Source organism: Actinoplanes sp. NPDC051475, from assembly GCF_040689425.1.
Classification (GTDB): domain Bacteria; phylum Actinomycetota; class Actinomycetes; order Mycobacteriales; family Micromonosporaceae; genus Actinoplanes.
The window spans coordinates 64564-88684 of record NZ_JBFAZZ010000019.1; the positions used below are offsets into that span (position 1 = coordinate 64564).

General features: G+C 69.8%; 20 protein-coding genes, 1 tRNA gene and 1 pseudogene. 9 read left to right on the top strand and 13 right to left on the bottom strand.

Going from position 1 to position 24121, the window contains the following annotated elements:
- Positions 1 to 6: 6 nt before the first annotated feature.
- Both AB0368_RS31885 and AB0368_RS31890 read right to left on the bottom strand, forming a co-directional pair.
- Positions 7 to 645 carry a 50S ribosomal protein L11 methyltransferase gene (locus AB0368_RS31885; RefSeq protein WP_366157724.1) on the bottom strand — a complete coding sequence of 213 codons (639 nt, stop codon included), beginning with the start codon at positions 643 to 645 and terminating at the stop codon, positions 7 to 9.
- 53 nt (positions 646 to 698) lie between these two features.
- Positions 699 to 1295 (bottom strand): hypothetical protein, encoded by a 597-nt coding sequence (locus tag AB0368_RS31890; RefSeq protein ID WP_366157725.1) that lies wholly within the window; start codon positions 1293 to 1295, stop codon positions 699 to 701.
- Between the two features lie 240 nt (positions 1296 to 1535).
- On the opposite strand from AB0368_RS31890, the gene AB0368_RS31895 reads away from it, so the two are divergent.
- The gene (locus AB0368_RS31895) at positions 1536 to 2198 is read left to right on the top strand and encodes a response regulator transcription factor (protein WP_366157726.1); all 663 of its coding nucleotides are present in this window, start codon (positions 1536 to 1538) and stop codon (positions 2196 to 2198) included.
- 250 nt (positions 2199 to 2448) lie between these two features.
- Complete coding sequence (locus AB0368_RS31900) at positions 2449 to 3846, top strand: hypothetical protein (RefSeq protein ID WP_366157727.1); 1398 nt, start codon at positions 2449 to 2451, stop codon at positions 3844 to 3846.
- 16 nt (positions 3847 to 3862) lie between these two features.
- Here the strand turns inward: AB0368_RS31900 and serA are convergent, their stop codons facing one another.
- From serA to AB0368_RS31925, 5 genes are all read right to left on the bottom strand, one after another.
- A complete protein-coding gene (gene serA, locus AB0368_RS31905; RefSeq protein ID WP_366157795.1) occupies positions 3863 to 5077 on the bottom strand; it encodes a phosphoglycerate dehydrogenase in 1215 nt (404 codons plus the stop codon).
- A 141-nt stretch (positions 5078 to 5218) separates the two neighbouring features.
- Positions 5219 to 6142 (bottom strand): aminoglycoside phosphotransferase family protein, encoded by a 924-nt coding sequence (locus AB0368_RS31910; RefSeq protein ID WP_366157728.1) that lies wholly within the window; start codon positions 6140 to 6142, stop codon positions 5219 to 5221.
- Positions 6143 to 6301: 159 nt separating this feature from the next.
- A complete protein-coding gene (locus AB0368_RS31915) occupies positions 6302 to 7582 on the bottom strand; it encodes a glycosyltransferase 87 family protein (protein WP_366157729.1) in 1281 nt (426 codons plus the stop codon).
- A gap of 69 nt (positions 7583 to 7651) precedes the next feature.
- Complete coding sequence (locus tag AB0368_RS31920) at positions 7652 to 8662, bottom strand: hypothetical protein (protein ID WP_366157730.1); 1011 nt, start codon at positions 8660 to 8662, stop codon at positions 7652 to 7654.
- The gene (locus AB0368_RS31925; RefSeq protein ID WP_366157731.1) at positions 8659 to 8982 is read right to left on the bottom strand and encodes a PadR family transcriptional regulator; all 324 of its coding nucleotides are present in this window, start codon (positions 8980 to 8982) and stop codon (positions 8659 to 8661) included. Before AB0368_RS31925 ends, AB0368_RS31920 begins: the two co-directional genes overlap by 4 nt.
- Before the next feature lie 1136 nt (positions 8983 to 10118).
- On the opposite strand from AB0368_RS31925, the gene AB0368_RS31930 reads away from it, so the two are divergent.
- Both AB0368_RS31930 and AB0368_RS31935 read left to right on the top strand, forming a co-directional pair.
- Positions 10119 to 10814: a 2OG-Fe dioxygenase family protein gene (locus AB0368_RS31930; RefSeq protein ID WP_366157732.1), complete on the top strand. Its 696-nt coding sequence runs from the start codon at positions 10119 to 10121 to the stop codon at positions 10812 to 10814.
- A 63-nt stretch (positions 10815 to 10877) separates the two neighbouring features.
- Complete coding sequence (locus AB0368_RS31935; RefSeq protein ID WP_366157733.1) at positions 10878 to 11327, top strand: SRPBCC family protein; 450 nt, start codon at positions 10878 to 10880, stop codon at positions 11325 to 11327.
- A 10-nt stretch (positions 11328 to 11337) separates the two neighbouring features.
- Here the strand turns inward: AB0368_RS31935 and AB0368_RS31940 are convergent, their stop codons facing one another.
- The 3 genes from AB0368_RS31940 to AB0368_RS31950 form a co-directional block, all read right to left on the bottom strand.
- The gene (locus AB0368_RS31940) at positions 11338 to 11703 is read right to left on the bottom strand and encodes a hypothetical protein (protein ID WP_366157734.1); all 366 of its coding nucleotides are present in this window, start codon (positions 11701 to 11703) and stop codon (positions 11338 to 11340) included.
- A 92-nt stretch (positions 11704 to 11795) separates the two neighbouring features.
- Positions 11796 to 12506 carry a DUF4352 domain-containing protein gene (locus tag AB0368_RS31945; RefSeq protein ID WP_366157736.1) on the bottom strand — a complete coding sequence of 237 codons (711 nt, stop codon included), beginning with the start codon at positions 12504 to 12506 and terminating at the stop codon, positions 11796 to 11798.
- Between the two features lie 56 nt (positions 12507 to 12562).
- Positions 12563 to 13657, bottom strand: a complete 1095-nt coding sequence (locus AB0368_RS31950) for an SPFH domain-containing protein (protein WP_366157737.1) — start codon at positions 13655 to 13657, stop codon at positions 12563 to 12565.
- Between the two features lie 351 nt (positions 13658 to 14008).
- Between AB0368_RS31950 and AB0368_RS31955 the strand changes: the two genes are divergently transcribed.
- A complete protein-coding gene (locus AB0368_RS31955; RefSeq protein WP_366157738.1) occupies positions 14009 to 15085 on the top strand; it encodes a calcium-binding protein in 1077 nt (358 codons plus the stop codon).
- A 501-nt stretch (positions 15086 to 15586) separates the two neighbouring features.
- On the opposite strand, the pseudogene AB0368_RS31960 reads toward AB0368_RS31955, so the two are convergent.
- The 3 genes and pseudogenes from AB0368_RS31960 to AB0368_RS31970 form a co-directional block, all read right to left on the bottom strand.
- A pseudogene (locus AB0368_RS31960) lies at positions 15587 to 16368 on the bottom strand (transposase family protein).
- A gap of 1795 nt (positions 16369 to 18163) precedes the next feature.
- Positions 18164 to 18236, bottom strand: a tRNA-Arg gene (locus tag AB0368_RS31965).
- 48 nt (positions 18237 to 18284) lie between these two features.
- A complete protein-coding gene (locus AB0368_RS31970) occupies positions 18285 to 19358 on the bottom strand; it encodes an alpha/beta hydrolase (protein ID WP_366157739.1) in 1074 nt (357 codons plus the stop codon).
- Positions 19359 to 19529: 171 nt separating this feature from the next.
- On the opposite strand from AB0368_RS31970, the gene ssb reads away from it, so the two are divergent.
- From ssb to AB0368_RS31990, 4 genes are all read left to right on the top strand, one after another.
- Complete coding sequence (gene ssb, locus AB0368_RS31975) at positions 19530 to 20381, top strand: single-stranded DNA-binding protein (protein WP_366157740.1); 852 nt, start codon at positions 19530 to 19532, stop codon at positions 20379 to 20381.
- A gap of 635 nt (positions 20382 to 21016) precedes the next feature.
- The gene (locus AB0368_RS31980; RefSeq protein WP_366157741.1) at positions 21017 to 21964 is read left to right on the top strand and encodes a cobalamin biosynthesis protein; all 948 of its coding nucleotides are present in this window, start codon (positions 21017 to 21019) and stop codon (positions 21962 to 21964) included.
- Positions 21961 to 23496, top strand: a complete 1536-nt coding sequence (locus AB0368_RS31985) for a cobyric acid synthase (protein ID WP_366157742.1) — start codon at positions 21961 to 21963, stop codon at positions 23494 to 23496. The genes AB0368_RS31980 and AB0368_RS31985 overlap by 4 nt, the downstream gene beginning before the upstream one ends.
- Complete coding sequence (locus tag AB0368_RS31990; RefSeq protein ID WP_366157743.1) at positions 23489 to 24106, top strand: hypothetical protein; 618 nt, start codon at positions 23489 to 23491, stop codon at positions 24104 to 24106. The genes AB0368_RS31985 and AB0368_RS31990 overlap by 8 nt, the downstream gene beginning before the upstream one ends.
- Positions 24107 to 24121 lie beyond the last annotated feature (15 nt).

The window sequence follows — 24121 nt, forward strand, 5'->3', positions numbered from 1 at the left end:
TGCAGCTTACAACTTGTTGGTTGATGAATGCATTGTGTTCCGCATCTCCCACACCCCCGTGGCCAGCGCATCCGTCTCCTCCAGTGCCGCCGGGACCGGCACCGTGTACTGCGCCCGGCGGACGAAGAGTCGTTCCGGGAAATACCCGCGTCCGGGATCGCCAACCAGGATCAGACCGCTGGAACCGGCGGCCCGGCGCAGGGCGGCCGTCATGGTGCCGGCGACGCTGCGGGTGTAGAAGACGTCGCCGGCCAGGATCACGTCGGCCGGTCCGGCGTCGGAGATGTCCGCCGCCCTCGTCCGGACCGTCACGCCATTGGCGGCGGCGTTGCGCTCCGCCGCCTCGGCCGCCGCGGGATCGAGATCCAGCGCCTCGACGGTCGCCGCACCGGCGCGGGCCGCCGCTATCGCCGCGACGCCGGACCCGCAGGCCACGTCCAGCACCCGCCGGCCCGCCACCGTCTCCGGGTGGTCCAGCACGTAGCGGGCGAGGGCCTGGCCGCCCGCCCAGGCGAAGGCCCAGAACGGAGGCGGGACGTCGCTGCGGAACTCGCCGCCGGTCGCGTCGAACAACCCCGTGCCGCCGCCGGCCAGGTGCAGGGAGATCTCCGGAGCCAGGGGTACGGGGAGCAGTTCGGTGCGCACCGGACGATTCTCCGGCCGAGCAGTGCCGGGCCTGCCGGGAGGGGTCGGGTGGCCTATGCGGCGATTTCCGCCTCGTCCAGCGGGCGTCGCGGATCCAGCTCCTGTACCTGTTCCGCCAGGCGCCGGGCCGTCTGGGGGTCTCCGGCCGCCAGGGCGCGCCGGCCGGCGTCCAGCAGCGCTTCCGACAGGCGCCGGCGGTAGCGCTCACGGGCCTCCGCGGCCCAATGCGGCTGGTCGACGTCCTCCAGCAGGGGGCGGGTCGCCAGGTGGCTCGCGGCGGTCAGCGGGCGCAGGGCCCGGCTGGCCGTACGGCCCGAGGCGGCGGCGACCAGCTCGTCGAAGCGGGCAACGTCGACGCGTACCCGCTCGGCCACCAGGGAGTAGCCGCCGGGGGTCGAGGCGATGACCGAGTCACGGTCGTCGCCGTCGGGGTCGAGCCGATGGCGCAAAAGGGACAGATGACTCTCCACCTTGTCCTCATGACCCGGGCCGCCCCAGAGCAATTCGGTCAGCTCCGCCGTACGCACCTCGCCGTGCAGCGCCAGCAGCGCGAGGATCTGCCGCGGCTCGGCGCCGCCCAGATCCGAGCCGGAAAGGCGCAGTCCGCGCGTGCGAACCTCGAGAGGACCGAAGAGCTGGATTTCGTACATGGCGTAACACCCTGGACGGGGGACGGTCGTGCGACAAGCCACCTCGACGGTGAACAGAACCCCGAAAGCAAGGGGTAGGTTCCACCGAAGATACGAGTTATGGCGGCCGCTCGGACTCATCCGCACGGCGGGCGGCCACTGCGATCGGATTGGCTCGGATGGCCTGTCAGACTGTTGGTACGCCTTGGCGTCGCGCGGGGGACACATAGACTTCCAGCGCTGGCGGATCAGGAGGCGTTAATGGTGAGCGAGGCGATCACGGTGCTCGTGGTGGACGGGCATCAGACGTTCGCCGAGTTGCTCGGTGTGGCGCTGGCCGGGCAGCCCGAGCTGCTGTACGTGGGACATGCGCGTACAGGCGAACAGGCCATCCGAATGGTGCAAGAGGTGCGTCCCGACGTCGTGCTGCTCGATCCGGACCTTCCGGACGCGGACGGCATTGCCATCGCGGAGCTGCTGCGGCACCGGCAGCCCGACACGCGGTTCGTCATTCTCACCGCGAACAACGAGTCCGCGCTGGTCGGTCGCGCGACGGCCGCCGGCGCCTCGGGCTTCCTGTCGAAGAACGGCCCGCTCGGCGACGTGATGAACGCGATCCGTACGGCCCACGGCGGCGGCATGACGGTGTCCACGGACATCCTCGCGCGACTCCTGCGCAGCACCGCGCCCGTCGTCGGACCGCGAGCCGGTGGCCTGACCGCGCGTGAGCACGAGGTGCTGGTGTTGATGGGCTCCGGACTCGACCCGCGGGCGATCGCCCGGCGGCTCGGTATCAGCGTGCACACGTGCCGTGGCTACGTGAAGGCGGTGCTGGGCAAGCTCGGCGCGCACAGCCAGCTGGAAGCGGTGGCAGTGGCCACTCGCCGGGGCCTGCTACGCCCGGACGGACATAACGCAGAGTAATTCACGCTTGCACTCATCCGCTAAGCCGCGGGATCCGTACCACTGGCCGGGAGCGCCTCGTGGGAAGACGGCGCCGGCGTGGGCGGGAGGGCTTCGCGTGCAAAGACCGCTGGTGGATCCGTCCGATGTGTCCTTGGCGCCGGCGGCACTACCGCCGAACTCCGGTGCCGGCTGGGCCAACCGGGACAACGACTCGCTCTACCGCCGCCCGTCCGCGGCAACCCCGCTCCGTGATGAGGTAGATGACAGCATGGCCGACTCCGGAAGCTGGAACGCTTTCTCCGCGCCCTCCGAGGGCAGCCACCGACCCGCACCCGAGCCGGAGTTCGGGCCCGCGCCGCCGGCCACCTCCGGCCGTACGTCCTTCGGCGTGAGCGCCGGACCGATCAGCGGCACCACGCGGGACGGACGCCCGACATCGGGTGCGCCGATGCAATCGCCCGCTACGCCGCAAATGCCGCTTCCCTCGCGCTCCGCAAGAGACACCTCCTCGGCGGCGCCCGGCTGGGACACCCCCGCGGTGGCGCCCGGCTGGGACGCCCCAGCGGCAGCGTCCGGCTGGGACGGCCCCTCGGTGGCGCCTGGCTGGGACGCCCCCTCAGTGCCGCCAGGCGGGGACACTCCCTCGGTTACGCCCGGCTGGGACACCGCGGAGACCGCTCGGGTGGCTCGGCACTCCGATGAGGACGACTGGTTCAGCGCGCTGCGGCCGCCGCAGACGGTCACCGCGGAGTCCGTGCTCGACCGGTCGCGGCGACCGCTGTCCCGGCCGGCCGCCGATGCGGACGAGGGCGTGGGAGACATCGTCGGCGGCCCCGGCCACGAGATCCGGCAGCACCGGGCACCGCGACACCCCGCCGCGCCCGTGTCGCCCGCCGGGAAGCCGGCCGAACCGCGTCGCGGCCGCGGCGTCATGGTCGCCGGCATCGTCCTCACCGCCGCGGTGGCGATGGGTGCCACGGTCGCCGGGGTCACGTACTTCTCGGGCCCCGACAAGGACCTGACGTCCGTGCTGGAGCTCGGCGCGGGCAAGAGCGAGAAGCGTACGGTGGCCGCGCCGCTGGACGGCCGGACCGCCGCCAGCTTCGAACTGGTCAGCGCGGTCACCCGGGTGACCGTCCGCAACGAGGACCTCGGCAACGACCTCTACCGGATGACCGCGCCCGCGGGCTCCGGCGTGCTGCCCGAGCCCGAGCTGACGCAGGACAGTGTGCGGCTGCAACTCACCCCGGACGGCGATGCCGGCAGCGGCGAGGTGGAGGTCGTACTCTCCGCCGAGGTGACCTGGACGCTGCGGTTCTCGGGCGCCGCCGACGAGCAGATCCTCAACCTGCAGACCGGCAAGGTGGGGGGCATCGACCTGGCGGGCGGCGCCCGGCGTTCGGCGATCCAGCTGCCCGAAGCGGCCGGCACCGTGCCGCTGAAGGTCACCGGCGCGGTGGACGAGCTGGCGATGACGTCACCGGCCGGTAACCCGGTCAGGGTGCAGGTGAAGGGCGGCGCCAAGACCGTGGCGGCCGGCACGCGGACGCTGCGCGACGTGCCGCCGGGATCGACCGTGACGCCGAAGGACTGGGCCACCAACGACCGCTACGACGTCGAAGCCGAGGCCCGGGTGACCCTGCTGTCGATCGAAACCGCCAAGTAGGGCCACCCGGTCACGCTCAGGACAGGACCCGCAGCCGGACCGTCTGGCTCATGGCCCGCAGCTGGTCGAGGACGTCCTCGCTGAAGCTGCCGCTGATGTCGGTGATGAGGTAGCCGTACTCGCCGCGGGTGCTCAGCATCTGGCCCTCGACGTTGACGCTGTGCTCGGCCAGGATGCTGTTCACCTGCGCCAGGACGCCCGGCATGTTCAGGTGCACGTGGATGATGCGGCTCATGCCGGCCTGGGCGGGCAGGGCGATGCTGGGCAGGTTCACGCTCAGCGTGGTGTTGCCCTCCTGCACGAAGTGCGCCAGCTTGTTGGCGACGAAGTCCCCGATGTCCGACTGCGCCTCCTCGGTGGAGCCGCCGATGTGCGGGGTCAGGATCACGTTCGGCAGCCCGCGCAGCTCGGAGACGAACTCGTCGCCGCGGCCCTTCGGCTCCTTGGGGAACACGTCGACGGCGGCGCCAGTGAGGTGACCGCTGGTCAGCGCCTCGCGCAGGGCGACGTGGTCGACGACGATGCCGCGCGACAGGTTGAGGAAGATCGAGCCCGGCCGCATCTTGGCGAGCTGCTCGGCACCGAAGAAGCCGGCGTTGCCGGGACGGCCGTCGACGTGCAGCGTCACCACGTCTACCGATTCGAGCAGTTCGTTCAGCGAGCTGCACCGCTGCGCGTTGCCGAGCGCGAGCTTGTCGGCGGTGTCGTAGAAGGACACGTGCATGCCGAGGTTCTCCGCGAGCACGGAGAGCTGGGTGCCGATGTTGCCGTACCCGACGATGCCGAGCCGGCGGCCCCGGACCTCGTGACTGCCGTTGGCCGCCTTGTCCCAGACGCCCTTGTGCATCAGCTCGTTCTTCTCGGTCAGCCGGCGGGTCATCGCGATGATCTCGGCCAGCGCCAGCTCGACGACCGAGCGGGTGTTCGAGAACGGGGCGTTGAAGACCGCGATGCCGGCCTGCGAGGCGGCGGCGAGGTCGATCTGGTCCGTTCCGATGCAGAATGCGCCGATGGCGACGAGGCTGTCGGCCGCCTCCAGCACCTTCGCGGTGACCCGCGACTTGGAGCGGATGCCGAGCAGGTGCACGCCCGGGATGCGCTCGAGGAGCTCGACCTCGTCGAGGGCGTTGCGGACGGACTCGACCTGGTAACCCTCTGCCTCGAGCCGGGACACCGCGTCGGGGTGGATGCTCTCGAGCAGCAGAACTCGTACCTTGGCTTGGTCGATCATCACTTTCCGTTTCCTTAGGAGAACGTTCCTTGGGGGATCGATCGTCCGGGCCGCCACGCCGAAGCCCAGCTCACAGGCGTACCAGACTAATGCCCCGGATTGCCCGGACCCCGAGGGTGTGCTGGAGGTCCCACCTGCCGGTCACCCCCTCCGGGGCAGTCGCTCGCGCAGCCACGGCAGCAGGGCCTCCGCGTGCGCCCGCTGAAAGTCGCGCACGTACGGGATGCCGGGCGACGGATGCCGCGAGCGCTCCATCAGGTATCCGGCGAACCCCGCGCACACGTCGACGGCCTGTCCCGGATCGACGCCGACGAGGAGCCGATCGCCGTCCCCGCCGTGCACGATCACGTTCATCGCCAGCAGGACGGTGTCCAGCCAGGGCGGCCCGGCACAGGCCCACGGCCAGTCGACGACGGTGATCGAGCCGTCACGGCGTACCAGAAGATTGTCGGCCCGGATGTCGCAGTGCGCGACCGTCGCGCCGGTCCGCAGGACGTCGAGTCCGCGCTCCGCGGCCGCGCTCAGATCGTCGAGGTGGGCGGCGGTCCACGGGTCCAGGCCAGGCAGCGGGTCGGCCCGCAGACAGGCCCACCCGGCGAACTGTTCCGCGAGTCGCTCGCCGGCCTGCGGCACACCGACCATGGGCGCCGGCGTGAGGAGGTGGGCCAGGTCGCGCAGCGCGCTCACGGCCGCGTCCACCTCGTCGTCGACCCAGGGGGTACGCGGGTGACGACCGTCGACGTCCTCGAGAACGAGCACCATCCACTCGCCGTCGTCGAAGCAGCCGAGGAGCCGGGGCACGGGCGCCGCATCGGGCATCTGCCCGGTCACGTGGGCCTCGCGGCGGGCCAGCTCGACCGACGTGGTGTTGAGGTGGACGCTGACGGCTTTGACGAATGCACGGCGTCCGCGCTCAGTGACCACCCGGTCGGCGGTACCGGGCGAGAAACCGCCCCGCTGGGACGTCGCCGTCGCCACCCGGTCACCGATCAGCGACTCGACCTTCCGCCGTACGGGACGGGGCAGGTCGTGCCACCCGATCCGGAGTCCCGCCGCTTGGATCATGCATAACCCCTCGTCACCTCACCTGGGGAAGATCCTGACAGCATGATCGCGGTACGGAGACGGACTGGTTGGGTGGCCGTCGCCGACAATGTCGGGGGTGGGCGCTAGCGTCGGGCGGACCGGCAAGGGTTGGCGAGGTCCGAGGTGGTGGCGTTGATGTCAGACGAGTGGCGGCTTCGACTCCGGGAGCGGACCGACGAGGCGGTGCGCCGCCGGGCTGTTGCTGCGGCGGCGCGGGTGCGGCGCACGCGCCGTCGGGGGCATGGGCTGGCTGAGCGGCACGCGGTGCGGCTCCTGCGAAGCCGATCGGCTGGGCATCCGTTCGCCCCCGATCCGCACTGTTCCGAATAGGCCGCTTCGACGGACCCCACCCTCGGCAGATCTCGGGGAATCCTTCAGGAACATGGGCGCTACGACTGTGATCGCCACGGCCAGCAGGAGGCGGGAGTTGCTCCATGCCGGTGGGCCGAGGGCCGTCACCGGCATCACCATCAGAGCGACTACCAGGACCGGCCAGAGTTTTCCGCGCACGGGGAGGAGCGCCGCCAGCACGAGCCAGAGCTGGTGATGCGTCCAGGAGACCGGGGAGAGCACCACGCTCGCCGCGCCGGTGATGATCAGGGCTGGGAGCCATTGCCCCTGGCGGCCGAGGCGGGCGGCGTGCCACAGGCCTGTTGCCGCGATGCCCCCGCCGACGGTCAACGCGATCCAGGAGCGGGCCGGGCCAGGGACGTCGAAGCGCATCAGCACGCCGTTCAGGGACTGGTTGCCGACCGAGGAGATGTAGCCGAGCCGGCTGACGTGAAACACCTCGGACGTCCAGAAGCGCCAGGAGTCGCCGGGTAGTGCGATGGCGGCCGCGAGGGCACAGGCGAGGAAGGTCGAGGCCGCGGTCACGGCCGCGCGGCGGCGACCGGCGAGCCACAGCATCGGAATGAAGATCAGCGGGGTCAGTTTGATCGCCGCGGCGACGCCGATCAGGGCGCCCTGCCAGCGGCTTCGTCGCAGGGCCAGCACGTCGGCCACGATCGCCGCGGCGAGGAAGAGGCTGATCTGCCCGTACTTGAGGTTCGAGGAGACCGGGGCGGAGAGGGCCAGGACCAGCGCGTACGCCGGTGCGCGCCGCCGGTCGAGCAGCAGTGCTGTCAGCGCGACCGCGGCGATGGTGGCCAGCGTCCAGAGCAGTTGCAGCGGCAGCACCGGCACGTCGGCGAGCGGGAGGAACAGCAGGCCGGCGAACGGGGGATAGGTGAACGGCGCGTGCCCGGCGCTCATGAAGTCGTAGAGGCTTGCGCCGTGCCGCAGGCCGTCAACGGCGCCGGTGTAGACGCCGAGGTCGGAGAGGCGGACACGGGCCGGCCGGGCCAGCACGGCCCAGGCGGTGACGGCTGCGGCGACGGCGGCGGGCAACCAGAGGAGTGACCGGCGAGGGATACCCATAGTAGGAACTCTACATAGGGGTGGCAAGAGGCGCGACGACCCCACAAGCCGGGCCGTCGCGGTGCGCCGTCACCCCTGCTCGGCCGGGCGGCGGTACGCCACAAGCATCGCGACCAGCAACGCCGTGGCCGCCAACGCACCGGAATGCGCCAGGAAGCCGAAGCCGAACACCGCCGAGTTGTCGGCGAGCCGTTCCACCGAGGGAGCCGACCGGCGCAGCAGCTCGCCGGCGGCCACCGTGGCAAGCGCGGCGGTGATCCCGGCGGCGGTGCTGCCGACCCGAACGAGCCGAGGGACCGCAAGGCCGACCCGAGTCCGACCGATCGCCGGCGGGCGCAGCAGGCCCACCAGCACGTACGCCGAACAGAGCGCCATCGGCCCGGCCATGGCCGCGGCGTTCCCGACGAGCAGGGTCGGCACGGACTCCATCGCCCCGCCCGGCAGGAAGCTGAGCGGCAGCCAGAGCCCCGCCGACGACGCCGGGACGCCGAGCGTTGCGGCCGCGTGCAGGCAGCCGGCCGCCACCGCCAGGTCGAGAGCGGCAAGCGTGCCGACGGCCGCGACGACCCGCGAGGAGGCCGCCCGGAGTGTCAAAGCGGTCAGGACGGTCCATACAGCGATCGCCGGTCCGACGTCGCGCCAGCCCATGAACGGCATCACGGCGACCGTGTTGCCGGCCAGCAGGAATGCGTACAGGGAGAAGCCGAGCAGGACCACCCGCCCGGGCGTGGGTCGGCGGCTCGTGACGGCCATGACCGCGACCGCGACGGCCAGTGCCCCGGCGGCCGCCCACGGGCCCAGGTGGTGCTTCGCGAGTTGAACGCCGTTGAACAGGGCCGCCGCGAGCAGGGTCACGGCGACCGGCGTGGCGGCGGCGCGTGCCCGGTCGTGCCAGGTCGGGCCGTCGGCGGTGGGGGAGACGGCCAGGCTGGCGGCGAAGGCGAGCATCCGTCCCGGCCGGTCGCGCAGGACGTTCAGCTCCGCGTACCACTCGCGCTCGAGGTCTTCGGCGAGGTCGCGGGGCCAGCGGCGGGCGGCCAGCGCCACCAGCCGGCGGGCGAGTGAGGCGGCGGGTCTCATGTCGTGAGTCCCGGCTGTGTCGTGCCCGTGCCGCGGGTCAGCTGCTGGTGCATCGCCGCCACTTCGCGTCGCGCCTCGGTCTCGCCTTCGGCGGTGAGGCGGTAGTAGCGGCGGCTCGGGCGGCCCTCGGCGACCGGGTCGATGGTCTCCCACTCCGAGCGGACCCAGCCGGCGTGCTCCAGCCGGACCAGGATCGGGTAGAGGGTGCCGCTCGGCAGCCCGGTGGCGTCCATCAACTGGAGGCCGTACCGCTCGGCAGTGGGGTCGGCGAGCAGGGCAGCGATCACTTTGAGAACCGAGGTGGTCATCCGCAAGCCCATGTACGCAGCCTACATAGGTGCAGCAAGCGGTAAGTTGCTCTTCCCTGCCACTGTGGACGCAGGAAGTCGCCGGGGAGGTCGATTGAACGGGCGCAACAACCAGTGGGTGATCCCCGGTGTGCTGCTGAGTATCTCGGTCGTCTCCTATCTGTTGCTCTACACGCTGCGCGAAACCGTCAAATTGCAGGCGAATCTCCCCGTTGTGGACCGCATCTGGTCCGACGTGAGCACCACGATCCTGCTGGCGGGCATCGTGCTCGCCACCTGGGAGCGCTCGTCGCGCCGGGACATGGAGCGGTTCGTGCGCCGGCTGTCGCAGGAGCAGCGGGAGATCTCCGAGCGGATGCTCGAGAACGTGCTGGAGCGCGGCAGCGTCCGGGCGTTGCTCGCCGAGAAGATCACCGAGCCGGTCTTCCTCTCCATCCAGCGCCAGATCATCGACGTGCCCGTGGTCAACCGCGACTATCGGCTCAATCTCAAGATTCACCGGCTCGCCGAGGCGCCGGAGTTCGTCAGCATCAAGATCTTCGAGCGCTACCGGCTCTGCAACACCTCGCCCGAGTCCCGCGTGCTCGACCTGCACTGCATGTCGGACTTCAACTACGAAGACCGATTTCCCGGGTACGGCCGCCTGACCGAGGTCCGCCTGCAGCCCAGCCGCCAGCGTGACCGTCTGCGCGCGGACGGCGTGGGCTCCGACGACGACCAGACCCTCGACGAGGACAAGCTCGCCCAGTACGCGGAACGGCTCGGCAGCGCGCTGGAGTACCACATCCCCACGCCCCGGGTCGATCCGGGCGATGAAATCATGATCATGGTTCGGCGTACGAAGATCCAGCGCGCCAACGACGTCAACTTCTGGCGGGCGCTGCAGGCCACCGAGAGCGTCGAGCTGGACATCGAGCACGACGAGGAGCTCGAGGTCTCCGCCTTCCAATCGGCGCCGTGGCGGGCCTTCAGCAAGCAGGTGCACAGCGACCGCACCCAGAGCATCTGGACCATGGCGTACGCGATCATGCCGCACCAGGGCTTCGACATCTCGTGGCGGATACGCGAGCCCGGCGAAGAGCCGCCCGAAACCGTTTGACCTCGGCGGACGCCGTACTATGGGAAGATCCGCTGTGGAGGCGACGATCGTGATCTCAGCACGTCAATCCATCACCACCGACCTGGCCGAACGTGGCTACTGCCTCCTGCGGGGCCGCGACCTCCTGCTCGGTCCCGACCATCCCGCCACCCTGTCCGAGCTGGCCGGGGCGTGGAACGACCTCCCCGCCGATCCCTACCTTGCGGAGCCGCACCGCTACCGCTTCCGGCGGCACGCGCGCTACCGCTATGAGGGCGGGAAGCTCACCCGGCAGCCCGACGGTCCGTACTTCCAGTCCAAGAAGGACAACAAGCTCTTCGGCGGGACCGAGCGGACCTTCGCGCCGGTGACGCCCGAGGCCGGCGGCAACCCGTTCCTGCTGGAGCTGCTGCAATTCAACATCGACCAGCTGCCGGCGTCCGCAACCGGCTGGGACGTCAACATCCACCTGGTCCGCATCGTCGGGTCCCGGGACGCGGTCGGCGAGCCCGTGCCCGAGGGCGTGCACCGCGACGGCTTCGCGTACGTCTCCATGCACCTGATGAAGCGCGAGAACGTCGTCGGCGGCGAGACCGAGGTCTGCGGCGAGGACGGCACCCACCTGCTCAAGGGCGTTCTGGAGCATCCGCTGGACTCGCTCTACCTCGACGACCGGGCGTTGCTGCACTACACGTCGCCGATCTCGCCGGCGGACACCGAGCCCGCCCGCCGCGACATGCTGCTCGTCAGCTACGACCAGAACTGAGCCGCCCTGGCCGGCCCCAGCGATTCGCGCCGCCCGGCCGGCCCTTGGCGGCATTCTGGGCGGATGCCCATCTTCGAAGTTTTGACTCCGGTCCCGGCCGCCCCGGAAGAGTTGTTCGACCTGAGCCTCGACGTCGGCACCCATACGGCGTCGATGTCGGGGTCGGGGGAGCGGATCGTGGGCGGGGTGCGTACCGGCCGGATGCGGCTCGGGGACGAGGTGACCTGGTCGGCGCGGCATTTCGGGGTGCGGTGGCGGATGACGTCACGGATCACGGCCTACTCGCGGCCGGTGCGGTTCGTCGACGAACAGGTACGGGGGCCGTTCCGGCGGTGGCATCACGAGCATCTGTTCTCGTGGGACCCGGATGCGGAGGTCACGATGATGCGGGACGTCATTGCGTTCGTGGCTCCGGTCGGGGTGGTGAGCCATGCGCTGCTGGGGCCGTACATGAGGAATTTGATCGAGCGACGCAACGCCCACCTGGCGGCGAGTTTCCGGGGCGTGCGTTAGCGCTCGCCGGTCAGTCCGTCCAGTACCAGCCGTCGGCCATCGGCATCCGGCTCGCGCAGCCGTCGTAGACGTCGAACGCCAATTCGAGGCCGGGGTAGACGTAGCCGGCTGCACAGCCGCGAACCTTGCCGGCCGGCAGGAACAGCACCCGCTTTCCGTTCTCCTGCAGGATCATCGAGGCCGCCTGCCCTTTTCCGGACAGATATCCCAAGCCCTCGGGCAGTAGCGGACCATCGGCGATGTCGCCACCGAAGGCCCCGCGGCTCGCCATGTCGGCTACCGTGACGAAGTCGCCTCGATGCTCCCGGAAGAAACTACGGGCGTGCAGGGTCCTCCAGTCCTCGAATGCGATGAAGCCGACGCTGATCAGGCTCAAAGTGACGACGACGGCCGCCGCGAACCGCCTTGATCGCCTCCACGCCGTGGCGATCAGCCTGCCGGCTTGAGGGCCGCCGATGACGGGCCTGCTCAGCTGACCTTCACCTTGATGATGGAATCGGCGAACAGGTCGTCGGAGATCTGCAGGTACGCGAGGGTCGTGTCGGCCGGAACGTCGTAGACCAGAAGCTGGTCGACAGTCTTTCCCGGATCGATCGGCTGGTCGAGTTCTCGTTTCCCTTTGTTGGCGTACTCCTCGGCGATGATGCTTCTGTTGAGCACGCGTTCCGTGGCGTTGGTGGCCTCGATGCTCGTCGTCGGGTAGGTGTCGGTCTTCTCGCCGACGTTCTTCACCGAGAAGGAGACCACGCAGAACTTGCCCTCGGCCTTCTCGGAATTGGTGTCGTCGTAGGAGGTCGCCGGATCATCGGGTTGAGTGATCGTCTGCTTGGTGCAGTCGACGCCGCGGACCGTCGCCTCGAACGACTTGACCCGCGCCGTAGCGCCGACCTGCACCTCTTCCGCCTTGTCGGACGTATCGAAGAAGGTGGACGACAGGATCGGGTACATGATGGACCCGATCGCCAGGAAAACCGCCAGCACCATGAACAACGCCACCAACTTCTTGCGGCGCAGAACTTCGGGCGTCTCCGTGAACGTCCGAGTGGTGTTGATGGTGATGTGCGGCACGCTTGTGCCGCCCGTACCGAACGGCCAGCCTGCGGCCTGCGACGCCGGCAGCGGGACCTCGCGCCGGCAGTATGGGCATCGCATGACGCCCGCGTCGTGAACGACCTCCATCGCGGCTCCGCAGGACGGGCAGCTGGAGGAGACGGTGGTGGACTGCCCGGGGCCGGTCATCGGGGCATCGGGGGCGGCATGTGGGCGAACAGGTGCGCAAGCTCGGGTATGTCTGCGGCTCGTTCCCATTGAGCCATTCCGGCCCGCCACACCAGCGTTTCTCGGGTGATCGCACCGGCGCCCACCTGCCCGCTGAGGGTGCCGAGGTCCAACGGGCCCTGCTGGCTGCCGCCCACACCCACGTACCACTGCGGGGTCACCGGCAACGGAGGCGGCTGGGTCGGCACGGACGCCTGGCCGGCGTTCCCGTCGAGAGCCCCACCCAGGCGCTGGCCGAAGAGCATCCCGGCGCTCAGTCCCGTGCCCAGCCCCGCGGCGCCGGGGTTCCTTGCGGCGTCCTCGATGGCGTTGGCGGTCTGGAAAGTCGTGTACCGCTGCAGGTCGCCGATGATGCCCATCTGCGTACGCCGGTCGAGCGCCTGCTCCACCTCGGGCGGCACCGAGATGTTCTGGACGATGACGGTCGGGATCTTCAGGCCCATCGGAGCGAGCTGCTCGGCGAGCACCTCGGTGAGCTGCGCCCCGATGGCCTCTTGGTGGGCCGCCATGTCGAGCAGTGACACGTGTGCGGTGGCCAGTGCGGAGGTCAGCCTGCTCACGATCAGCTGCTGGAGATAGCCGGCCACCTCTTCGGAACGGAATTCCGGGTCGGTGCCCACCAGTTCGGTGAGGAATCGACGGGCGTCGACGATACGCAAAGCGTACGCGCCGTACGCGCGCAGCCGCACCATGCCGAATTCCGGATCCCGGACGATGACCGGGTTCTGGGTGCCCCATTTGAGGTCGGTGAACTGCCGGGTGTTGACGAAGTACACCTCGGCCTTGAACGGCGACTCGAACCCGTACTTCCAGCCCTTGAGAGTGGACAGAACCGGGAGATTCCGGGTGTGCAGAATGTGCGTGCCGGGACCGAAAGCGTCCGCGATGGTGCCCTCGTTTACGAGGACGGCCACCTGCGACTCGCGCACCACGAGGCGGGCGCCCATCTTGATCTCGTTGTGATACCGCGGGAATCGCCACACGATCGTGTCGCGGCTGCTGTCCAGCCACTCAACGATATCGATGAATTCGCCGCGAATCCTGTCCATCATCGCCATACGGACCTACCCGACATCTCCCCGCTGGCCGGCGTTCGGCCCGCATCATCCGGGCGGATGATATCAATGATGATCAACCTTGCCACCAGCCTTTCGGGCGGCCCGTTGCTTCCCGGCCTCGAAGGGCAGCCCCAGGAGACCGCGCCCATCGATCGCTCAGATTGCTGACCATCCCCGCCATGCCGATCGCGTCCACAATGAACCGCTGACCGCTGATTGCAGCTCCTGGGGGAATTGACCGGTATCACCGTCGGGGCCCCACCGGCTTGTTGATCTCCCGTACGATCCAGCATCCGTGCCCCTTCCGTTCGGCACGCGACGGTTCATATCGAGGAGTCATTCCGCATGGCAATGTCCTTTCCGCCCCGGCTCGCCCACATCACCCTGGGCCTCACCGTCGTAGCCGCCGCCACGACGGCGATCGGCACACCGGCCCTGGCTGCGACGCCCGGCGTCGCCAAGGTCGTCGGCTCGGCCACGGTCAGCTTCACTGCCGCCGCCGGGAACAAGAACGCGGTCGTCGTCACGCGCTCCGGCAAGACGATCACCATCGACGACCGGGTCAAGGTCAAGGCCGGCCACGGCTGCGTGGCGGTCCGAGGCGACGCGACGAAGGTCCGCTGCAAGACTGCCGACGCACCCACCTACGTGACCGTGAACCTGGGCGATCTCAACGACTCCGTCACCAACAAGAGCGACCTCGGCATCGTGGCCCTCGGCAGTGCCGGCGACGACACGTTGACCGGCGGCCCCGGTAACGACTCGCTGTCAGGCGGGGCGGGCAACGACAAACTCGTCGGAAAGGACGGCATCGACAGCCTCACCGGCGACGCCGGAAACGACCGGCTCGACGGCGGCACGGGCGGCGACGTGTTCATCGGCGGCGCCGGCGCGGACACCGTCATCGGCGGCGCAGGCGCAGACACCGTGATGTACACCGATCACACCGCGGCCGTGATCGCCGACCTCGACGGGGTGGCCGGCGACGACGGTCAGAGGAACGAGAAAGACACCCTGCAAGCGGACGTCGAGAACCTGTACGGCGGCAGCGGCAACGACACCCTGACCGGCAACGCCGCGGTGAACGTCATCTCCGGCGGCGCAGGCAACGACACGATCCGCGGCGGAACCGCCAACGATGTGCTCAGCGGCGACGACGGCGACGACAATCTGTACGGCGACGACGGCGCGGATGTCCTGACCGGGGCGAAGGGCAACGACACCATCCACGGTGGCGAGGGCAACGACATCGGCCAGGGCGGTCTCGGCAGCGACCACCTGTACGGCGAGGGCGGCGACGACTTCCTCACCGGCGACGGCGACAGCGCCGCGCTGGACGTGTTGGACGGCGGCCTCGACGGCGCCACCGGTGACTTCTGCCTGGTTGCGGCAGCCGGGACGAAGACCAACTGCGAGATGTAGTAACCGATCGCACCCGGACGCCCGAGCCAGCCGCTTTCCTCTGCCGGCTCGGGCGTTTCTGCGTTCGTGGCCGGTGCGGGAAAAGGCGATGTCAGCGCCGTAAGGCCGGCCGAGCCTGCCGATGATCGGACCCCCGGCGCGATCAACCTCAGTCACGAGCGCAGCGCCGGCCGCCCATCCGACCACGAGGAGCAGGTGCCGGGTCCAGCAGAGCAGGTCGATGCCGGTCAGGGCGAGTTCGAGCCAGGCGGCGGTGATCGCGAACTGCCGTGACGGGAACCGGCCGAAGCCGTGTGTACACCGTGTTCGCGCGGGCTGCGGATATGTCCGAGGCTCACGAGCCATGGCATCGTAACGTGGCTCGGCCATGGGTGGGCTGACAGCGCAGCGTCGAGTTAGGACGAGATTCCCTGTAACAGTTGGCCGGCGAATTCGGCTCGTGAACGGCCAGTTCCGGTGCCCTCAGGTGTACGACTTGTGCACCAGGGTCACTCAGCCTTCTCATCGCGGATAGGTGGGGTGCTCGACGTGGTGTAGAACCAGGATGGCCTGCGCTGCCGACTGCCCGGCATGGGCTGCAGCGCAGCTCGGTAAGGATTCTCCAGGTCTCGAGGGTGGCGTCGGCGCGTTCGCCTCGGGTACGGATTCGGGCGTGGGACCGGTTGACGGCTTTCTACCGTGCTGACAACCGCAGCTGCTAGCGGTGGCGTTTGAACGGGGTCCAGTCGCTGCTGTCGGTATCTTTGGTACGCCTGTCCGCGAATGTCATCATATTTGCGCTGTTCAGCGCGTCGATGATGCGGCGAGTGCGGGCCGCGGTCAGGTCGTGCGTCGAACCGGGCAGGGCCGCCGATGCCCAACCGAGCCGGCCGGGCGGGTACGCGATGACCTGGACGTTGCCGCCGTGGCGGCGGTGGTGCCCGAATAGTGCCGCTTCTGATTTGGCGATACGGTCGATCAGGATCATGGTCCCGGCAAGGATCGCGCAGGCCAGCGCTCGGATCCTGGTCATCGCGGTGTCCAGGGTGTCGCCGGTCGCGGTGGGCAGGGCGACGGCTTCGCGTGCGCATCGCCACGCGGTGGACACACCGATCTCGAAGCCGCAGGCCAGACGGGATCAATGTGTCACCGTTATGCAGGTGAGCCAGCGCGAGCAGGGCTTGGCGTCCGGGGCCGAGGCGCGGCCCGCGCGATCAGCGCTGGTCGCGGTGTCCGCGGATGAGTTCGGCCAGGTGGTTCAGGGCTCGGGTGGACAGCGGAATCGCGGCAGGGTGAGACAGCAACGAGATCTCCCGGTAAGGGCATCTCTCTTGGCCACCGGACTGCTGCCTTACCGGGGAGCCTCGTCCAGACTCGACGCTGGGCCGCCCGACCCACCAATGACAAGCCACATCACGATGAAATGGCTCAAAGTAGACAGCGTGCCGGTGAGCCCTTCTCTGATTCGCGGACTGGGGCTCACCGGCATCTCCGCTGGAAGTCGAAACGTAAGTCAAATCCGAAGGAGCATCAAGACGGGCTGGTTCTTAGAGCTCTTCAGGACCCGACGGAATGAGCTCTACAACGTCCAGCACGCGTATCCGCTGGTGTACGTGCCATTGCTCTTCACCCAGACGGCGCACACTCGGTGACCCTTTTGCCAGTTCTGGTTGATTCTCCAGACCGGAGTGACGTGATGGCTCCCCGGCACTACTATCAAGGAAGGGCCGTTGAAGGCCTGGTTGTGATTGTCTGCGATACGGACGTACCCGGTGTGGGCGTTATCCCCGAGGTTATTATGTCCACCGTACAGATCACCTACGAAATTGCCGATGCGGCACACCTGGATGGCCGTGGTTCCATGGAGTCCACCGCCAGTGTTGGTAGAATACCATTTGCAGCTCGGGGATGGTGCCGCGCTTGCGGGCTGAGCGACGATCCCGACCGACCCAACGGTAGCGACAACGGTAGCGAATACCGCCAGAGCGAATCTACGCAACGTGATCTCCGTTTCTTGTGTAGCCAAAATAGACTGACTTGCAGGTGATATACGGGCTGCCGAAGGCGAGCTATCATGTGAACGGATGCGGCATGGTTGGTTTGACGTCTGGCGACTAACCGATGCTCGAATGCTCCTGCGGGTGATACAAGAGACTCTATTCGGGTAGCGGCCCACTCGCCTTGATGCCATGTCGATTTTCCCTCGGGAATGTGACTCTTCGAAAGTCGACTCTCCCTGACAGCGCGACCCATCGGCAATTCGCGAACCTGCGACGGGTCTTTAAATCGAGCTACACTGCTACCGACGCCGAGCGACCGCAGCTGAGGCAGGACATCCTCGCCGTGCGCCACTCCAGTCAGCCGCTACGTACAATGAAAAGACACGCTGATCTTCATCAAGTTCCCCCGTTGGTACTGCAAGTGTCGCTCGCCTCGGTACGAGCCCGCAGAGTGTGGCATAGATCGATTCCAAGATCGAATGTGATGATCTGGACATTCGTACCAGGCCAGGCAGGCGCGTGTAAGTGAAAGTTCTGCTGAGTGCGCCATGCCCGCCTCATGGCCTCGATCGGCTTGGGCAGCCAGCGGGACCCGTCAAGGATGTCCAGTCGCTACAGCTCCATCGGACGGGACCGCTGCCAGCGCTTGTAGTCCTTGCGACGACGGCGGAGGGGAACCGCTTCGGCCAGGCCGTGCCGCATCAGCACCCGGTAGATCGTGCTCACCGACGGATCGGGCCAGGGCAGCTGGTGCGGCCCAGCTTGAACTCGATGCGTCGCTAACGTCGGCCGAACCCGCGCCGGATCCGCGGCCGTCCAGCGCACCACGGATTCACCCGCGCTGGCGCTCGTGTGCGGACCAACCACCCCTGCGGCCTCAAGACGAGGGGAACAACGCAGTGCCGCTCCTGCGCTTGGCCGGCACCTTCCACCCGGTGGCCGCCGTCATGTACCGGGAAGACACGCGCCGGCGGCCGGACGGTGGCATGGAGGCGATCGCCGTCGAGGACCGCGCCGTCGACCAGTTCGAGCTATCGGTCATGCCACACGCCGAACCACGCGAGGGAGACGAAGAAGCCGATCAAGGCTGTGACCTGGGTGCGCCCGGCAGGATTCGAACCTGCGACCGACGGATTAGAAGTCCGTTGCTCTATCCGCTGAGCTACGAGCGCCTGGCCAGCACATACTAGAGTCCCGGCGCCGTCGTGGCGAGCCGGATGTCAGGCCGTCGTGGTGTCCGCTTTGTCGCCCGATGCTCCCGCGGCCAGCTTCGCCTCGGCCTCGGCGCGGGCGACCCCCTCGGCGCTGTCCTCGGGTGCCGGCGGGATTTCCTCCTCCGGGGTGCCCGTCGGCGGCAGGAACCCGTCGACCCAGCGCCCGAGCTCCCGGAAGACCTCGGCGCGCACCTCTTTGCCCGACAGCGTCAGGTCGTGCATGCCGCCGTCGAACCGGGCGATCGTCACCCGCGAGCCGAGCTTCGGCGCCCAGCGGACGATGTGTTCCACATCGAGCACGGTGTCGGTCACCCGGGCGTCTTCCGACCAGGCGCGGCCGCGGTAGGTGCGGGTCGAGCAGGCGACCAGGACCGGTGCGTCGATCGTCAGCCCGGCGCGCAGGCGGGCCTGGCCGCGGCGAATCGCTTCGAGCCATCCGGTACGGACGGGGAAGCCGAGCAGGGGCTTCCAATCGAGCTCGTACGTCCACTCGCCACGGTGGTCGGAGTGCAGACTCTGCCCGTACACGCCGAGAGTGCCCACCGGCAGCACGCGGTAGGGGTTCCGGGAGCTCGTACGCCCGACGAGGTTCATCAGGGGCCGGCGCAGCACCCACGGGACGTTGAAGTCGAAGAACGGACTGTTGAGGAACAGGCCGTCGACGATGCCGCGGTCACTGCGCGCGTGGGACCACAGGGACGTGATCAGGCCGCCCGTGGAGTGGCCCGCGACGAGCATCTGGTCGTGGCCGTCCTGCTCGCGGATGATGCGCGCCGCCTCGTCCAGCTCGGGGAAGTATTCCGTGAGGCTGCGCGCGAAGTTGGGCGTCTGGTGCGGGAGCAGGCTGCGGCCGTACTTGCGCAGGTCGAGGGCGTAGAAGTCCCAGCCGCGCTCGACGAAGAAGTCCGCGAGGTGGGTCTGGAAGAAGTAGTCGACGAACCCGTGCACGTACAGCACCGCGCGCCGGGTGGGCTTGTCCGCGCGGCGCCGGACCAGGGTCGCGACGACCGGCCCTTCGTCGTCGGTGCCCAGGTCGATGGTGTGCCGCTCGTACGGCGGGCCCAGGACGTCGGTCTCCACGCCGTCAGGTTACCCACAAGTAGGGCGTGATGCGCCATAGCATGCACGGCCGATCTTCGACGGTTTTCCCCAACGCGACGTCGTCCACAGGCCGCGACGGCTCCTTCGGCACCGGCGGTGGCATCCGCGGCACGCTGCTCCCACGAACTTCGGACCGAATGAGGAGAAGCGATGTTCGACACCAACATTGTCGTGATCGGCAACGTGCTCACCGCGCCCGAGTGGCGGCGGACCGCCGGCTCCAACACGCTCGTGGCGAACTTCCGGGTGGCGTCGACGGCACGCCGGATCGACCGGGACACGGGGCGATGGGTGGACGGCAACCATCTTCGGGTACGGGTGAACTGCTGGCGCCGTCTGGCCGAGGGGGTGGCCTCGTCCGTCACGGTCGGCGACCCGGTCGTGGTGGCGGGACGCCTCTACACCCGGGACTGGACCGACTCGGAGGGCAACCTGCGGACGACGTACGAGATGGAGGCGGTCTCCGTCGGTCACGACCTGTCGCGCGGCCGGGCCCGGTTCTTCCGGACCAAGGCGGCCGCGATCGCGGCGGTCGAAAGCCCGGAATCGGTACGCGGTGAGCCGGCGGCCCCCATTTCCGAGGCCGATGCCCCCGCGGTCTACGGCGACGGGGTGCCCGACGGCGACGAGCCCGGATTCGAGGAGGCGCCGGCGCGCGTTCCCGAGCCCGTCGGCGCGCTGCGCGGTGGGGGCTTCGAGCCGTTCGACACCACGGCGACGCCCCCGGACTCGGAGGCGGACGCCATGGCGGTCGAGCCCGGCATGGACATCGTGGCCGAGCCGCCCGAGTCCGTCGGCCGTCCCGAGTCCGTCGGCCGCCCTGAGCGTGTCGATGCCGCAAGCCGCACGGAGCCGGTCGGGGCCGCAAGCCGCACGGAGCCGGTCGAGGCCGCAAGCCGCACGGAGTCTGCCGAGTCCGCGGGGCGCCCCGAGCCGGTCGTCTCGCCGAGTCCGCGTCGTGTGCGGGCTCGGAGCCCGCGTCGGCAGCCGGTCGCGGCCTGAGCGAGGCCGGCAACGGCAGCCGGCGGCCCGCGCGCGGCCGGCGCGGGCTTCCGGTCCGCCCGGGGTGGTGTCCGGTGGTCGGCACCCCGCCGGGCGGCATAGCCGCTCGTCGCCTGGGGTCGCGAGCGAGCGGCCGAAGCCCGGTCGTCGGCGTACGGCGGCGACCGGGCCCGACGTCCCCGCGGCTCTCCCCAGCGCGGTGGGCTATCCCGAGTCACCGGTCAATGCCGAGGGTGAGCACGCGGCATTAGCCGGCAGGGCGGACGGCCGGCACCCGTCCGTCCCCGCTGCCCGGCCTATCCCGTGGTGCGTCCACCCGGGGCGGGGCAGCACCGGCCGGCCGCCGCTGTCGGGCAACGGCGGCGGCTGGTCCCAAGAGGCGGCGGCGGGAGTTCCCCGTCTCCCGTTGTCGCCCGCGGCGGCGCGCGGATGTTCTGTGGCCGGCATCCGCGCGCACGCCCTCCCGTCCTGCCTCCCGGGCGGGAGGGACCGGCCTGCCCGGCGTACGGCACTCGAATGGCCGGGTGGGCGAGAAGAGCGCCGGCCACCGGTCCCGTCGGCGGGCCGGTGGCCGGCACGCGGGCGCGGGCCCGCTCACTAGGGTGGTTGGGATGGAACGAGGAAGGCGAGCTGCGATGGTTGCCGACGCCGCCGGGATTGTGGCGGGGTACGCGTTGGATGCCGTTCTCGGCGATCCGCGCCGCTTCCACCCCGTGGCGGGTTTCGGCCGGGCGGCCGGGGCGCTCGAGCAACGCCTGTACGCGCCGAACCGGGCGGCCGGCACTGCCTTCGCGGCCGCGGCGGCGGGCGTCCCCGTCGTCGCGGGGGTCTTACTGGCCCGCGCCACGCGTCGCCGGCCGGCCGTGCGTGCCCTCATGGTGGCCGCCGCGACCTGGACGGTGCTGGGTGGCCGCACCCTGCGGCGGGAGGCGGGCATCATGGCCGGCCACCTCGAGGGCGACGACCTCGCCGCGGCGCGGGGACGGCTCAACCACCTCTGCGGCCGTGACCCCTCGACACTCGACGCTCCCGAGCTGGCCCGGGCCACCGTCGAGTCCGTCGCCGAGAACACCTCCGACGCCGTCGTCGCCCCGCTGTTCTGGGGAGGCGTCGCCGGGCTGCCCGGGTTGCTGGGATACCGGGCCGCCAACACGCTGGACGCGATGGTCGGGCACCGCTCCTCGCGGTACGCACGGTTCGGGACGGCGTCCGCTCGGCTCGACGACTTGCTCAACCTCCTTCCCGCGCGGCTGACCGGGCTGCTCACGGTGGCCGCTGCGCCGCTCGTCCAGGGGCGTTCCGGTGAGGCGTTGCGCGTGTGGCGACGCGACAGGCTGGACCATCCAAGTCCCAATGCGGGGCAGTGCGAGTCCGCGATGGCCGGGGCGCTCGGGGTGCGGCTGGGGGGACGGAACGTCTACTTCGGGCGTACGGAAACCCGGCCCTTCCTGGGCGACGGACCGCGACCGTCGGCCACCCACCTCCGCCGCGCCGCACGCCTGTCCGGGGCCGTAGGGCTGGCGGCGGTCACTGTCAGCGCTGGGGTGGCCCTCGTGCGCGGGCTCGCCGGGAGCCGTCGATGAGCGGCGGGCTGCTGGTCGCCGGGACCACCTCCGACGCCGGCAAGAGCGTGCTCACCGCGGGGATCTGCCGCTGGCTGCATCGCCGGGGCGTGAGAGTGGCACCCTTCAAGGCCCAGAACATGTCCAACAACTCGGTCGTCGTGGTCGGCGCGGACGGGCGCGGCGGCGAGATCGGGCGGGCGCAGGCGATGCAGGCCGCCGCGTGCGGGATCGCGCCGGACATCCGGTTCAATCCCGTGCTCCTGAAGCCCGGCAGCGACCTGTCCAGCCAGGTCGTGCTGCTCGGCGAGGCCATCGACACGGTGACCGTCCGTAACTACCGGGCCCTGCGGCCGAAGCTGGCGGAGAACGCGCACGCCACGCTGGCCGCGCTGCGCACCGAGTTCGACGCCGTCATCTGTGAGGGTGCCGGCAGCCCGGCCGAGATCAATTTGCGGGACGGCGACTTCGTCAACATGGGGTTGGCGCGGCATGCCGGTCTGCCCGCCGTGGTCGTCGGCGACATCGACCGGGGCGGTGTCTTCGCGGCGCTCTTCGGGACCGTGGCCCTGCTCAGCCCCGAGGACCAGGCTCTGATCAGCGGGTTCGTCATCAACAAGTTCCGCGGCGACCTCGGGCTGCTGCAACCGGGGCTCGAGATGATCACCGCTGCCACGGGGCGGCCGGTGCACGGTGTGCTGCCCTTCGATCTCGATGTGTGGCTCGATGCCGAGGACTCCCTCGCGTACGGGCGGACGCTCGGACGGCCGGGCCCCCCGCGTGGCACCGAGTGGTTGCGGGTCGCCGTGGTGCGGCTGCCGCGCATCTCCAACGCCACCGATGCCGAGGCGCTTGCCACCGAGCCGGGGGTGCGCGTGATGCTCACCATCGAACCGGCCGACATCGCCGACGCCGACCTCGTCGTGCTCCCCGGGTCGAAGGCGACGGTCAGCGACCTGGCCTGGCTGCGCGAGACCGGCCTGGCCGATGCCGTACGGGCCCACGCGGCCGCCGGCAAGCCGCTGGTCGGCATCTGCGGCGGCTTCCAGATGCTTTCCGAGGCCATCCACGACGAGGTGGAGAGCCGCCGCGGCACCGTGCCCGGCCTGGGACTCCTGCCCGTCGAGATAACGTTCGGCGCCCGCAAGACCCTGGCCCGGTCGCGCGGCGCGGCGTGGGATCAGGTCCCGGTCGGCGGCTACGAGATCCATCACGGGTACGTCTCCACCGGCGCACCGGAGCCACTCCTGCGGTACGCGGACGGTACGCCGGAAGGTGCCGTGGTCGGCGCGGTGTGCGGCACGCACTGGCACGGCGCCTTCGAGTCCGACGAGTTCCGGCGCCGGTTCCTGACCGAGGCGGCCCGTCAAGCCGGCCGGCGCGGTTTCGTGGTCGCTCCGGACACCCGCTTCGCCGACGTACGCGAGAAGGCGCTGGACACGCTGGGCGACCTCGTCGAGGAGCACCTGGACACCGACGCGTTGTGGCGGCTGATCGAGTCGGGTCCGCCCGCCGGCCTCCCCTTCATTCCGCCGGGAGCGCCGGGTGCCTGACTTCACCGACCTTGCTGCGCGGATCCTGGCCACCGAACCTCGACTCGGGCCCGTACGCCTCGTCGCCGTCGACGGGCCGAGCGGCGCGGGCAAGAGCTGGTTCGCCGGTAAACTGGCCAAGGCCGCCGACGTGCCGGTCGTGCACACCGACGACCTGCTCGACGGCTGGGACGACCAGTTCAGCTTCTGGGCACGCCTCGAGGAGCAGGTGCTGGAGCCGCTGCGGGACGGGCGTACAGCTACCTATCGGCGCTACCTGTGGCATCGGCAGGCGTTCGGTGGGCCGGCTGTGACCGTTGCGCCTGCTGTGGCCGTACTTTTGGAGGGGGTCACGTCGGCGCGACGGGCGATTCGGCCGGAGCTGTCCTTCTCGGTCTTCGTGACGGCGCCGCCCGATCTGAGATGGCGGAGGGCCTTGGCACGCGATGGGCGCAACGATGTTGCGTTTCGGGCGTACCTTGAGCGCTGGCGCGCCGCCGAGGATGAGCACTTCGCGGCGGAGGCCACCGCCGCGCACGCCGACCTGCTGGTCGACGGCGCGGCCGAAGGATCCGGCGACCGCTACGAGGCGATGCGGCAGCCGCCTCATTGGCCACGATCTGCTGTGTGAGCAGCAGGGACGGGG

Excerpts from the sequence above, each read along its gene's own strand:
- AB0368_RS31935 (WP_366157733.1), top strand. The coding sequence starts at position 10,878 with ATGCCCATCTTCGAAGTTTTGACTCCGGTCCCGGCCGCCCCGGAAGAG.
- AB0368_RS31915 (WP_366157729.1), bottom strand. The coding sequence starts at position 7,582 with ATGGGTATCCCTCGCCGGTCACTCCTCTGGTTGCCCGCCGCCGTCGCC.
- AB0368_RS31985 (WP_366157742.1), top strand. The coding sequence starts at position 21,961 with ATGAGCGGCGGGCTGCTGGTCGCCGGGACCACCTCCGACGCCGGCAAG.
- AB0368_RS31950 (WP_366157737.1), bottom strand. The coding sequence starts at position 13,657 with ATGATGGACAGGATTCGCGGCGAATTCATCGATATCGTTGAGTGGCTG.
- AB0368_RS31980 (WP_366157741.1), top strand. The coding sequence starts at position 21,017 with ATGGTTGCCGACGCCGCCGGGATTGTGGCGGGGTACGCGTTGGATGCC.
- serA (WP_366157795.1), bottom strand. The coding sequence starts at position 5,077 with ATGATCGACCAAGCCAAGGTACGAGTTCTGCTGCTCGAGAGCATCCAC.
- AB0368_RS31910 (WP_366157728.1), bottom strand. The coding sequence starts at position 6,142 with ATGATCCAAGCGGCGGGACTCCGGATCGGGTGGCACGACCTGCCCCGT.
- AB0368_RS31920 (WP_366157730.1), bottom strand. The coding sequence starts at position 8,662 with ATGAGACCCGCCGCCTCACTCGCCCGCCGGCTGGTGGCGCTGGCCGCC.
- AB0368_RS31900 (WP_366157727.1), top strand. The coding sequence starts at position 2,449 with ATGGCCGACTCCGGAAGCTGGAACGCTTTCTCCGCGCCCTCCGAGGGC.
- ssb (WP_366157740.1), top strand. The coding sequence starts at position 19,530 with ATGTTCGACACCAACATTGTCGTGATCGGCAACGTGCTCACCGCGCCC.
- AB0368_RS31945 (WP_366157736.1), bottom strand. The coding sequence starts at position 12,506 with ATGGAGGTCGTTCACGACGCGGGCGTCATGCGATGCCCATACTGCCGG.
- AB0368_RS31890 (WP_366157725.1), bottom strand. The coding sequence starts at position 1,295 with ATGTACGAAATCCAGCTCTTCGGTCCTCTCGAGGTTCGCACGCGCGGA.
- AB0368_RS31895 (WP_366157726.1), top strand. The coding sequence starts at position 1,536 with ATGGTGAGCGAGGCGATCACGGTGCTCGTGGTGGACGGGCATCAGACG.
- AB0368_RS31925 (WP_366157731.1), bottom strand. The coding sequence starts at position 8,982 with ATGGGCTTGCGGATGACCACCTCGGTTCTCAAAGTGATCGCTGCCCTG.
- AB0368_RS31955 (WP_366157738.1), top strand. The coding sequence starts at position 14,009 with ATGGCAATGTCCTTTCCGCCCCGGCTCGCCCACATCACCCTGGGCCTC.